The following is an 11,438-nucleotide window of genomic DNA, read 5'->3' as shown; positions in this document are numbered from 1 at the left end:
CGCCTACTTGTCGCGGTGCGACCGCTTCTCCAGGAATTTCATGATGCGCTTCTGGAACACGATGCCCAGCACCGCGATAACCGCGGCCACGGCGAACAGGACGGCGCTCTCTGCGAAGCGCCCGTCGATGAGCCCGTCGGCAGCGTACGTCGACACGAGGATGCCGGGTATGCGCCCGATGTTCGACAGCAGCAGGAACGTGCGCATGTTCATGTCCGTGAGGGGCACCAGGTAGGTGAACGTGTCCTTCGGCAAGCCGGGGATAAGGAACAGGATGAACACCACGATGTTCAGCTTCCCCGTCTTCTCGAAGGCGCGGAACTTTTCCAGGTACTTCGTGGGCACCATGCTCTGCACGAACGGCGCGCCCAGCTTGTGCACGAGCGCGAAGATGAACGCGCTGGAAACGACGCAGCCCATCAGGATGATGAGCGCGCCCAACCACGGCCCATACAGCATGCCGGCCGCTATCTGCACGACCTCGCCCGGGATGAACGCCACCACGATCTGCAGGAACTGAAGCCCCAGCAGGATGAGGAAGCCCACCGGCCCTGCGCCGCGCACGTCCGCGATGACGCGGTCGATGCCGCCCGGCTCGAAGATGTCGGCCACATACGGCCAGATGAGCAGGCAGATAATCACCATAATGGCGAAGAATGCGATCAGGCCGACGAACTTGAAGATGTCGCCCTTCTCCATCTTGTGGCCGTGCACGGTCGTCTCCTGCTGCGCCTTCTCGTGCAGCTCGTGCGTGCGCTCGGCCGCCTTCTGCTTCAGTTTGCCGGTATCGAATTCATGCGATGGTTTCTGCGTCAATGGTATGCCTAATCGTCGTGGCGCGCTTTGTCGTACTCTTCTTTGAATGCGGAGAACATGTTCTTCTTGGGCGTCGGTTTCTTGGCGGACTGCTTCTTGGTCGCAGCTTGCTTGGCGGGGGCTTTCTCGGCCTGCGATGACGGTTCGGGCAGTTCATCCGCTTCGAGCTCGCCTGTCTTTTCCAGAGCCTTTTCCTGCGAGGGCTTCGGGCCGCGCGCCTTGTCGTATTCCTCCTTGAAGCCGGAGAACATGCCCTTCGTGGCGGCGATCTGCTTGCCTGTGGCGTACGCGCCCTTGTTCACCACCTCGCCGGTCTTCTTGGCGGCGGCGCTGGCGACAGGCTTCGCCTTGTCGACGGCGGTATGGGCCTTGTCCACTACCACGGCCGTGGCCTCGCCAGCCTTCTCGGCCAGGCCGCCTTCCACGGCGATGTCGCGCGCCTCGTCGGCCACGAGGATGGCGCCGAACACCACCTCTTCGGACTCCTCGCCCTCCTCGCCCGTTTGGGCGAGAGCTGCGCCCATGCCGCGCTTGAAGCCCTTCACGAGATTGGCCGGAATCTCGCGCTTGCCCAGCAGCGCATTGGCCGTCGCACCGCTGTCGGTGGTGACGGAGGCGATAGCCCCTGTCCTGCGATCGAACGCCACGGAACCCACCACGCCGAGCGTATCCCCATCCTCGGTCATGACGGGCAGCCCCACCCACAGCACGCACGCGTCCCAGTCAACGCCGAGCTCCTTGCAGGCGGCACGGTTGGTGGCAGCCGGATCGTTGCTCACCACGATGCGGCCGTCCTCTATCTCGTAGCCGTTAACGGCCACGAACAGGTCTTTGCGACGAAACATCCACAGCAGGTCGGGGCGCTTCACCACGAAGCCCACGACGCGCTTCTCCTTGGGGTGGAACACGAAACGACGCGCCTTGCCGATGCGCTTCGTGCCCTTCTTCCCGCCGACGACGCGCACGCCCGTGAGCTCGTCGGTCGTGATAAGTTTGTTGGCCATGTTCGATCTTCCCCCAGGCGCGCAGCTGTGTAGCGGCGCGGCTCTCTCAGGCCGCGTCGGCCGCTGTCTTCCTGCGTGCCGATGACGCGAAGGGGGCATGCGGAAGCCGGACGGTCATCGCCGTCCGGCTTGGCGCGGTGCACCCTTCATTCGTGCAGGCTACTTAGTTCTCTTTGCTCTCGGCAGGGCCCTTGTCGACCGGGACCTCCGTGTCGCCGGCGATCTTGCCGGCGGCCGACTCGGCGGCGTTCGTCGCGGTATCGGCGGCTTCCTTGGCCTTGCCGGCCACGTTGTCCACCGCCTCGTGCGCGTTGTCGGCGGCTACGGGGATCTTGTCGCTCACGGCGTCATGCGCCTGCTCGGCGTTCTTGGCCACCTGGGCCGCGATGCGCTGGCGGGCAGCCTCGATCTTCTCGCGCAGGTCGTCGTTCTTCTCGGAGAACACCGGCTTGATGTTGTCCGCAGCTTCCTGCACGCGCGCACTGGCGGCGCCGTACAGCTCCTGGCCCTTGGTCTGGGCGTCCTGAACGGCCTGCTGGCCCTTGGCGGCCACGTCGTGCACGACCTCCTGGCCCTTGGACGTGGCGTCCTGGTACACCTGCTGCGCCTTGTCAGACGCCTGCGCGCCCAACTCCTGGGCCTCGCCCCACGCCGCGTTCATCTTGTCGGTGACCATGGCGCGCGTCTCATAGCCCGAGCGGGGAGCGTACAGCAGTGCGACGGCGGCGCCGACCAAACCGCCGATGAGGAAGGTTCCTACCTTGTTGCCCATATCTGCCTCCTAAAGGAATGTCTTGGACGTTTGTCGATCAGCCCATTATAGGGGCACCCGCCAACCACCAGTAGGGAAAACACGAGCGCTCTATGATTCAGTTGCCGTTTCGTTGCCAGAAGCGAAAGCGCCGCGATACTACTTCGCGTACTGGGATACCAGCTCGTTCAGCACGCTGGAGAGGGACAGGCCGGCGGCGGCGCAGGCGGCGGGGAACAGGGAGCGCTCGGCCATGCCGGGCGACACGTTCACCTCGAAGACGCGGGCCTGGGCGCCGTCCCAGATGAGGTCGATGCGGGCTAGGTCGCGGGCGTTGTAGGCGCGGTACACCTCCAGCGCGGCGCGCTCGATCTCGGCGCGGATGGCCTGGGCGTCGCCCTCGTCGTCGGACAGCGAGGCGGGGCGCACGGGCGCGAAGTACTGCACGGCGCCGGGCTCCATGCGCGCCTCGGTGCCGTAGAGGCCCTTCGTGGGCACGATCTCCACCGGCGGCAGCGCGTAGGCGTCCCAGCCGGTGCCGAGCACCGACACGGCCATCTCCACGCCGTCCACCCACTGCTCGATGACCACGGCCTCGTCGAACGAGAGCGCGTCGAGGATGGCCTCGCCCAGATCGTCGACGGAATCCACCTTGTGCACGCCCAGGGCGGAACCTCCATGCGCGGGCTTCACGGCCACGGGGAAGCCGCCGATCACGCGTTCCTGCACCAGATCGAGCGCCGTGGCCGCGCCCATGTCCTTGAACGCGTCACGCGCCAGGTAGATGCCCTGCGGCCACGAGGCGACCGGCGCTTCTCCGGTGATAGCGCGGTACGTGGCCAGCTCGTAGTGCATGGAGTCCTTGTTCCACGAGCGATGGCACACGTGCGACGGCGAGCCGATGAAGGGGATGTCCAGGAACTCGAGCAGGCTTTGAATGGTGCCATCCTCGCCGTGCTTGCCGTGCAGGGCGCTGTAGCACACGTCGGGGCGCTCGCTGCGCAGCGTGGGCACCAGCTCGCCCGTGGTGTCGAGCGGCACCGCCTTGTGGCCGGCCTCTTCGAGCGCAGCACACACATTCTTGCCACTGGCCAGGGAAAACTCGCGCTCGAACGAAGCGCCGCCCATCAACACTGCAACTTTGAGGCCCATCGATAACTCCTTGTTCGGCTTATTCGGCTTTGATGGCGCCCGCCTCCAGGAAGGCGCGGTAGAGCTCCAGGCGGTCGTTGATGACGGCGGCGAGGCGCTTGACGGCCTCGGCGAGGTTCTCGGGGCTCTCGTAGCAGAACGCGATGCGCATGCAGTTCTTGCCGGCGGAGCCGCCGGGATAGAAGCCGTCGCCCGGCGTGTACGTCACGCCCCTCTCCAGCGCCACGGACAGCATGGAGCCGGTATCCACGTACGGCGGCAGCGTCACCCACACGAAGAAGCCGCCTTCGGGGCGCGTCCAGGTGGCCTCGGCCGGGAAGTGCTCGTCCAACGCGGCCAGCATGGCGTCGCGTCGCGTGCGGTAGGTTTTCACGAACTTCTGCAGCGTCTTCTGCCACGGGGTGTCGGTGAAGTAGTGCTCCACCACCACCTGGTTGAAGGCGCTTCCGCAGAGGTCGGTGCCCTGCTTCACCAGGTTGATCTTCGCCAGCACGCTCTTCGGCGCCACGATCCAGCCGGTGCGCAGGCCCGGCGCGAACACCTTCGACACGGTGCCCAGGTACACGACGTCGTCCGAGAGCGCCTTGAGCGGCAGCACGTGGCCGCCGTCGTAGCGCAGGCGGCCGTAGGGGTCGTCCTCCACCACCATGAAGCCGTACTCCTCCGACAGCTCCAGCAGGCGCTTGCGGCGGGCGGGCACCATGGTCACGCCGCCGGGGTTCTGGAAGTTCGGGATGGTGTAGAGGAACTTCAGGCGCAGGTTGCCCTTGCCGAGGCGCGCGAGCTCTTCCTCCAGCAGGTCCATGCGCATGCCCTCGTCGTCGAAGGGGATGCAGCGGATGTCGGGCTCGTAGGCGGAAAACGCCTGCAGCGCGCCCAGGTAGGTGGGGCCCTCGGCCAGCACGATGTCGCCCGGATTCAAAAACGTCTTGGCAATAAGGTCGAGCGCCTCTTGAGCGCCCGTGGTTATCATGACGTTCTCGGGCTTGGCGCGCACGCCGATGTCGCGCATGAGGTCGCAGAACACCTGCTTCGTTTCCACGCGGCCGTCGGTGGAGCCGTACTGCAGCGCCACGGCGCGCTCGTCGTCGCAGGCGGCGCGGGTGGCCGCGCGGATGGCGGAGTGCGGCAGCAGCGACACGTCGGGCATGCCGCCGGAGAGCGAGATGATGTTGGGGTTCGACGCGGCGGCGAACAGGTCGCGCACGGCGGAAGAGCGCATCTTCACGACGCGTTCGGCAATCTTGTCGCCCGTCTGGTCGAATGTGAGGTGTGCCGTAGTCATTGCGTTAGAGTACCACCGCTTCGTTCAGAAAGCGCGCCGCGTCGCGAAAAGCCCGCAAAGCTACCAAATCGTCGGTGAAGCTCACCTCGATGTGCGCCCGCCCGGCGTTTTCGTCCGTCCACCTGGTGATGCCCACGTAGGCGGTGTCGGGGGACGCATCGGGAGGCGCCGCCTGCGTCTGCAGGTCGATGACGAGGTGCTCCAGCAAATGCGGCAGCGACGTGGCCTCCATGACGGCGCCGAACGTGTCGCCCGCCCCGTTCACGCAGGCATGGCGCGGCAGGTTGGGGAACGACGCGCACACGCGGGCGGCGAGCACGGGATCGGTGGTGCGCGGCGCCTGCGCGGCAAAGACCACGTCGCAGCCGATGCGGCCCTCGCCCACCACGAGGCGCTCGATGGCGAGGGCGTCCAATCAGGCACCCGCGTCGTTCACGTCGTTCAGGTCGAACAGATTGTCGGGAGCAGGGGAGATCGAACCCGGGCCGTTGGACGGGGAGGCATTCGAGTTCGAGGCCCCGGCGTTGGCGGCGTTCCCGCCGCCCGCATTGGTGCCGCCGTCGGCATCCCCGCTGGAACCCGCATCGCCGGCGGGCGCGTTGGAGCCCGTGCTGCCCGCATCCGCGGAGGCGCCGCCGCTCGCACCCGCATCGCCTGCCGAGCCGTTGGCAGCGTCGGACGAACCGGCCCCCGGGGCGCCGTTTGCCAGGTCGCCTGCTGCACCTGCGGCAAGCCCCTCGTCGTTACGCGGCTGCGCCGCAGCGTCGTGCGAGACGCGCGCGAGAACGGTGATGCCCTCCCCCGCCTCCGGCTGCGCCGGGGCCTGCCCCTGCACGAAGCGCACGAGCCCGTCCCACATCCAGCCGACATCCTCGAACAGCGTGGACAGGACGGAGTAAGAGGACCCCTCCGTCACCACGAGCTGCGACCGATCGGCCGAGAAGCGGTAGCGGCCAGATCCCTCCATGTTCCCGAACGTGAACTCGATGGTCTTGGCCGTAGGATCGATGGTGTAGGCGTAGGCCACGTCGTCGGTGAGCTTGATAGACGCGCCGTCGATCACGATCACCCGCGTCGTGCCGTCAACCTGCCACTCTCCCTGCAGCTCGCGCGCGTCGTCGTAACGCAGCCAGCGGTCCCACGAGAACCCGGCCGCGGCAACCAGCAGCACCGCCAGCACGCCGAGCGCCACGCACCAGGGCCAGCGGCGCCGGCCTCCTGCGTGCTTGCGCGGCGCGCCCTCGCGGGACGGGGCTGCCTCCGCATCCTCGCCCGTTCCGGCCGCGGCGCTCGCCTGCTTCTCGAGACGCCCGCTCTGTCCTGGTGCGCCCTTCCGCTTCGCCGCCTTTTTCGACCGCGCGCCAGTCGATGCCGAGGCTTCCGCCGGCGCCGGCGGAACGGCAACCTTGCGCGCAGAGGCAACGGACGGCTTGGGCTTCGCGCCGCCCGCCTTGGCCGCGCCCTCGGCAGGACCCTTGGCGGGGCCTTTCGCCAGGCCCTCGACCGCACGCTTGGCCGAGCTTTTGGCCGCATCCGCCGAAGCTGCCTTCGCCGGAACCTCGGCGGGCTCCTTCTCCACGCCCTTCGCCGGGCTTTTGGGCGCGGCCTTAACCGGACTTGTGGCGGAAGCCTTCGCCGAAACGCCAGGTGCGGCCTTCGCCGCGTCCGGCGTGCTAGAGATCTTCTTTGCGTTCTTTACCGACTTGCGCTTCGTTACCACGCGCTTCGCCCCTGACCGAGCCCGCCGCGCCTATTCGGGCGCGATGACCTCGACGCCGCCCATGTAGGGAACCAGCACGTCGGGCACGCGCACGGTGCCGTCGGCCTGCTGGTAGTTCTCGATGACGGCGGCCATCGTGCGGCCAACCGCCAGACCCGAGCCGTTCAACGTGTGCACGAAGCGCGAGCCCTTGAAGTTCGCGGGGTCGCGGTACTTGATGTTCGCGCGGCGCGCCTGGAAGTCCGTGCAGTTCGAGCAGGACGAGATCTCCTTGTAGCCGTTGTACGACGGCAGCCACACCTCGAGGTCGTACGTCTTGGCGGCCGAGAACCCGATGTCGCCCGTGCACAGGCTGATCACGCGGTACGGCAGGCCCAGCAGCTGCAGGATGTTCTCGGCGTCGGCCACCATGGCCTCCAGGTCGTCGAAGCTCTCCTCGGGCTTGGCGTACTTCACCATCTCCACCTTGTCGAACTGGTGCACGCGGATGAGCCCGCGCGTGTCGCGGCCGGCGCTGCCCGCCTCCTCGCGGAAGCACGGGGTGAACGCGCAGTACTTGAGCGGCAGCTGTCCGGCGTCGAGCACCTCGCCGGCGTGGATGTTCGTGAGCTGCACCTCGGCCGTGGGGATGAGGTAGAGGCCCTCGGTGGTGTGGAACAGGTCCTCCTCGAACTTCGGCAGCTGGCCCGTGCCGGTGAGCGTCTCGGCGTTGGCCATGGCCGGGCACCACCATTCCTTGTAGCCGCGCGAGGAGTGCGTGTCGGCCATGAAGTTGATGAGGGCGCGCTCCAGGCGGGCGCCCAGGCCGCCCAGCAGGATGAAGCGGCTGCGCGCGAGCTTCACCGCGCGCTCGAAGTCGATGATGCCGAGCTCCGGCCCCAGGTCCCAGTGCGGTTTCATCTCGAAGCCCTCGGCGGCGAAGTCGCGCGGCGTGCCCCAGCGGCGCACCTCGGGGTTGTCGTCCTCGCTCTCGCCCACGGGCGTGGAGTCGGCCGGCATGTTCGGCGTGGCCAGCAGCAGGTCGCGCAGGGCCTCGTCGGCGGCTTCGCGCTCCTTGCCGATCACGGCCAGCTCGTCGTTGATGGCGCGCACGCGCTCCTTGGCAGCCTCGGCCTCGTCTTTCTGGCCGGCGCCCATCATGGCGCCGATGGACTTCGAGGCGGCGTTGCGCTCGGCCTGCAGCGCCTCCTCCTTCGCGATGGCGGCACGACGGGTCTCGTCCAGTTCGGAGAAGCGAGCGGCATCCCACGAGGCATGGCGGTTTTCCATCGCCTCGGCGACGGCTGCCTGGTTGTCGCGGACGAACTTGATGTCTAGCATGACGCGCTCCTTCTCGGTAGGACCCGGTTATCGTTTCAGTATAACTTCAGTATATCGCACCCACGAGCGCCTCATGCAATCCTTCACTCGCTCGGCATGTTCCCGGCCAGTTCCGCAAGCAGCGCCTCTTTCGCCCGCGCGCCCGCTAGCTGCGGCGCTTTTGAAGGTGGATGGCTATCTCCTTGAGCACGCGACGCATGTCGATGGGCTTGGACAGGTGGGCGTCCATGCCGCACTCCAGCGAGGCGCGCACGTCCTCTGCGAAGGCGTTCGCCGACATGGCGATGATGGGCACGTCGGCGGCGTCGGTACGCGGGAGCGCGCGAATGCAACGGGTGGCTTCGTAACCGTCCATCACCGGCATCTGCACGTCCATGAGCACCACGTCGTAGTAGCCCGGTTCGGACTCGGCGAACAGGCGGCACGCCTCCTCGCCGTTCTCGGCCCACTCAACCTCCAGGCCGGACTCGCCCAGAAGCTCGCAGGCTATCTCGGCGTTCAAGTCGTTGTCCTCGGCCAGCAGCACGCGCGTGCCCGCGAGGCTCGCCGCCGTGGGCAGAGGGGCCGTCGCGGGGCCGTCGGGCCGCAGCAGGGGCGACCTCGTGGCCGACGGGAGAGACAACGAGGACGGCGCGGGCACACGCGACGCCGTTCCGTACAGGCCGTCGAAAGCCACCTCGGTTAAGTGCGATTGCGGTTGCTTCTGCGGCCGACCCGACACGTCGAGCGAGCCCTCCCACGCATCGCCCGCCCGCTCGGCCGCCGCCAGCGCGCGGCGCTCGGGCTCGAACGCCAGCCGCAGGTTCACCGTGATGGTGAACGTCGTGCCCTGGTCGACCGCGGTGCGCACGTGTATGTCGCCGCCCATCATGGTAACGATGTTCTTCACGATGGGCATGCCGAGACCCGTACCCTGCACGTTCGCGCGCCCCTCCATAACGAACGGCTCGAACAGGTGCTCGTGGAACTCCTCGGTCATGCCGATGCCATCGTCGGCCACCACGAAGGTCACGCAGCGGTAGGCTACGATCGAGTCTGCGTCGATGGATGCCTCCAGCCTCACATGGCCGCCCGGCCGCGTGTACTTCACGGAATTCGTCAACAGGTTGATGAGGAGCTGGCGCAGGCGCACGGCGTCGCCCACGAACACCTCGTCGTCTTCGGGAACGACCACCTCGAAGGCCTGGCCCTTCTGCTCGCATTGCGGGCCGATGACGGCGGCCGCGCGCTCCAAAAGCACCGACAAGCGGAACGGCTCGCTCGTTAGCACCATCTTCCCGCTCTCGATCTTCGAGATGTCCAGCACGTCGTTGATGAGGTTGAGCAGATGGTCGGACGCCGCACCGATTTTCCGCAGGCTCTCCTCGGTCCTCTCGGCATCGTCGGTATGCAGCTTCGCTATCTGCAGCATGCCTATGATGGCGTTCATAGGCGTGCGTATCTCATGGCTCATACGCGAGAGAAATTCGGATTTCGCCTGGTTGGCGGCCTCGGCGGCCGTCATGGCATCCTTCATGGACAGCTGCAGCTCCTTCTCGGTGGTAACGTCGCGCAACACCACCAGGATGCGCTGCTTGCCCTCGTAGCTCAAGGGGCTGGCAGAATACGCTATCCACCGCACCTTGCCTGTCTGCAGGTGCACGAATGAGAACTGGCCCTGTTGCGGGGCCTGCACTGCACCTTCGCGCAGGCGGTCCAGCAGGCCGCGGCCCTGCTCCGACAGCTGCAGCTCGTCGGCGACGCGGGGGTCTGCGATGATCTCGGGCATGGTGAAGCCCAGGATGCGCGCAGCCTTCGCCACGATGGGCGTGACGGTACCGTCTACGGGGCAGTACAGGTTAACCGCCATATCCAAGCTGTCGGACAGGGCCTTGTACAGGCGCGACTTCATGGCCACGTTGCGCTCGAGCATGCGCTTGCGATACGAGGAGAACATGAGCGCGATGACGGCGGCGAAGCACAGCACTACCACGGCGAACACCACCTGGAACGCGGTGAGCACGATAGACGCCTCGGCGCGCACGTTCTCCACGGGTATGACGTTGCATACGTACCAGCTGCCCTCTCCCACCGGCGCCACGCACACGTAGCTGTCCTTGCCGTCAACGAACCCGACGGCAAGCCCCGTCTCGCCCGCCGCGACCGTCTCGTCCAACGTGGGCAGATCTTCCGCATCTTCGCCGAACGACAAGGCCATCATCTCCGTCATGCCGTCGTCGGGAGGTCGCTCGTATTCCGCCGCCTGGTCGAGGAACGAGTAGACCGTCATGCCGCTGTTCACCGGCGTTTTCGTGTCTTCGATAGGAGGCACGAGTATCTCGCCCGTCGTCCCTTGGAACAGCATGAAGTAGCCGCGTCCGTCGAACATGTCCAACTGCTTGCTCATGGAGAACATGGACAGGGGAATCTGCACGTACAGCGCGCCTATCTGCTGCCCATCGAGATAGAGGGGACGCTGTGCCAGGCGCACGCGGCGGCCATCGTCCAGCTCGAACGTGGAGGAGTACGAGTCCTTGCCCTGCGAGAGGGCCGTTTCGGGCTGGGCCATCTCTTCCACGGAGAACGGCGTGCCGTCCGAGAGGACCCCTCGGCCATCCATGCCCGAGAACGCAACCTCGGCAAAGCCGAACTGGTCGCGCAGGCCCTGCAGCGCCGGCACGACGGTGACCGGATCGGCCGATTGCACCTCGAACGCCCCGATAGCGTTCTGCACGATGAAGATGCGGTCTGCGACATTGGAGGCGGCTTGCTGCGTGAACGTGACCACCTGCTGCTCGGCTCCCTGCTTGAGCTTCTGGTCGATGTAACCCATGAGCCCGAGCGAGGTGCCCAGGACAACAACCGCTGCCAAGGCGGCGACGATATAGAGAGCGAGCCGCCTGCCGCGTCCCGCCTGGTTTCCAGCGCGCATGCGCCCACCTTCGCAGTCTTCAGTTGGTGCGTTCACGTATATGAAGGATTCTCGTCGTGGAGGTATCCCGAATTTGCACGGGCATAGTATACTCTACCCGCAAAACTTAATCGGAGAAGTGACGCCTGCGGGCGGACTTTGCGTAGATAGGACGAAGAGGCTGCCATGGACTTCGGTCAACTGTACCATTTCCTGTTCGAGACGTTCGAGGGCATCGGATGCCTGATCGCCATCGGGCTGGTCATCAGCATAATAGCCTGCATTATCATGGAGAGGCGTACGCGCAAGCGCTTCGTCAGCCGCGAGGCCGAAGAAGACGATTGGTCGTTCTTCGACGATGATGACGACGAGGAGAAGGACCAGTAACAGAAGCTCCTACCGCATCGGTTCGAGCAGAGGACACCAACGGGCGCCCACGGCGCCCGTTTTCAACTTGGCAACGGTTCGAGCCGCCCACCCGCCGCATCGTACCATTGCCA

At 66.3% G+C, this 11,438-nt stretch carries 10 protein-coding genes; 1 reads left to right on the top strand and 9 read right to left on the bottom strand.

Going from position 1 to position 11,438, the window contains the following annotated elements; genetic code table 11:
* Positions 1-3 precede the first annotated feature (3 nt).
* From LB310_RS04935 to LB310_RS04895, 9 genes are all read right to left on the bottom strand, one after another.
* Positions 4-816 carry a TVP38/TMEM64 family protein gene (locus tag LB310_RS04935; RefSeq protein WP_238386003.1) on the bottom strand — a complete coding sequence of 271 codons (813 nt, stop codon included), beginning with the start codon at positions 814-816 and terminating at the stop codon, positions 4-6.
* Between the two features lie 8 nt (positions 817-824).
* Positions 825-1,820 carry a PRC-barrel domain-containing protein gene (locus LB310_RS04930; RefSeq protein WP_301154658.1) on the bottom strand — a complete coding sequence of 332 codons (996 nt, stop codon included), beginning with the start codon at positions 1,818-1,820 and terminating at the stop codon, positions 825-827.
* Positions 1,821-1,983: 163 nt separating this feature from the next.
* Positions 1,984-2,592: a YtxH domain-containing protein gene (locus LB310_RS04925; RefSeq protein ID WP_087191508.1), complete on the bottom strand. Its 609-nt coding sequence runs from the start codon at positions 2,590-2,592 to the stop codon at positions 1,984-1,986.
* Positions 2,593-2,730: 138 nt separating this feature from the next.
* Positions 2,731-3,723, bottom strand: coding sequence for a D-alanine--D-alanine ligase (locus LB310_RS04920; RefSeq protein ID WP_096227472.1), 993 nt, complete (start codon positions 3,721-3,723; stop codon positions 2,731-2,733).
* Between the two features lie 19 nt (positions 3,724-3,742).
* Entirely contained in the window at positions 3,743-5,008 is a 1,266-nt protein-coding gene (locus LB310_RS04915; protein WP_096227473.1) for a PLP-dependent aminotransferase family protein, read from the bottom strand.
* Positions 5,009-5,012: 4 nt separating this feature from the next.
* Positions 5,013-5,423: a hypothetical protein gene (locus tag LB310_RS04910; protein ID WP_096227474.1), complete on the bottom strand. Its 411-nt coding sequence runs from the start codon at positions 5,421-5,423 to the stop codon at positions 5,013-5,015.
* Positions 5,424-6,728 carry a hypothetical protein gene (locus LB310_RS04905; RefSeq protein ID WP_301154657.1) on the bottom strand — a complete coding sequence of 435 codons (1,305 nt, stop codon included), beginning with the start codon at positions 6,726-6,728 and terminating at the stop codon, positions 5,424-5,426.
* Between the two features lie 30 nt (positions 6,729-6,758).
* The gene (serS, locus tag LB310_RS04900; RefSeq protein WP_096227476.1) at positions 6,759-8,048 is read right to left on the bottom strand and encodes a serine--tRNA ligase; all 1,290 of its coding nucleotides are present in this window, start codon (positions 8,046-8,048) and stop codon (positions 6,759-6,761) included.
* A 145-nt stretch (positions 8,049-8,193) separates the two neighbouring features.
* Positions 8,194-10,959: a PAS domain-containing sensor histidine kinase gene (locus tag LB310_RS04895; protein ID WP_123672879.1), complete on the bottom strand. Its 2,766-nt coding sequence runs from the start codon at positions 10,957-10,959 to the stop codon at positions 8,194-8,196.
* A gap of 165 nt (positions 10,960-11,124) precedes the next feature.
* Between LB310_RS04895 and LB310_RS04890 the strand changes: the two genes are divergently transcribed.
* Complete coding sequence (locus tag LB310_RS04890; protein WP_087191501.1) at positions 11,125-11,325, top strand: DUF6724 family protein; 201 nt, start codon at positions 11,125-11,127, stop codon at positions 11,323-11,325.
* Positions 11,326-11,438: the final 113 nt, after the last annotated feature.

This window comes from Gordonibacter sp. RACS_AR49, assembly GCF_030418435.1.
In the GTDB taxonomy this organism is placed as follows: domain Bacteria; phylum Actinomycetota; class Coriobacteriia; order Coriobacteriales; family Eggerthellaceae; genus Gordonibacter; species Gordonibacter urolithinfaciens.
The sequence above is the reverse complement of the archived record's forward strand: the minus strand, read 5'-3'. Positions and strand labels throughout refer to the sequence as shown.

What these genes read in the sequence shown, in the direction of transcription:
- LB310_RS04925 (WP_087191508.1), bottom strand. Translation starts at nt 2,592, where the DNA reads ATGGGCAACAAGGTAGGAACCTTCCTCATCGGCGGTTTGGTCGGCGCC.
- LB310_RS04895 (WP_123672879.1), bottom strand. Translation starts at nt 10,959, where the DNA reads ATGCGCGCTGGAAACCAGGCGGGACGCGGCAGGCGGCTCGCTCTCTAT.
- LB310_RS04930 (WP_301154658.1), bottom strand. Translation starts at nt 1,820, where the DNA reads ATGGCCAACAAACTTATCACGACCGACGAGCTCACGGGCGTGCGCGTC.
- LB310_RS04915 (WP_096227473.1), bottom strand. Translation starts at nt 5,008, where the DNA reads ATGACTACGGCACACCTCACATTCGACCAGACGGGCGACAAGATTGCC.
- LB310_RS04890 (WP_087191501.1), top strand. Translation starts at nt 11,125, where the DNA reads ATGGACTTCGGTCAACTGTACCATTTCCTGTTCGAGACGTTCGAGGGC.
- serS (WP_096227476.1), bottom strand. Translation starts at nt 8,048, where the DNA reads ATGCTAGACATCAAGTTCGTCCGCGACAACCAGGCAGCCGTCGCCGAG.
- LB310_RS04920 (WP_096227472.1), bottom strand. Translation starts at nt 3,723, where the DNA reads ATGGGCCTCAAAGTTGCAGTGTTGATGGGCGGCGCTTCGTTCGAGCGC.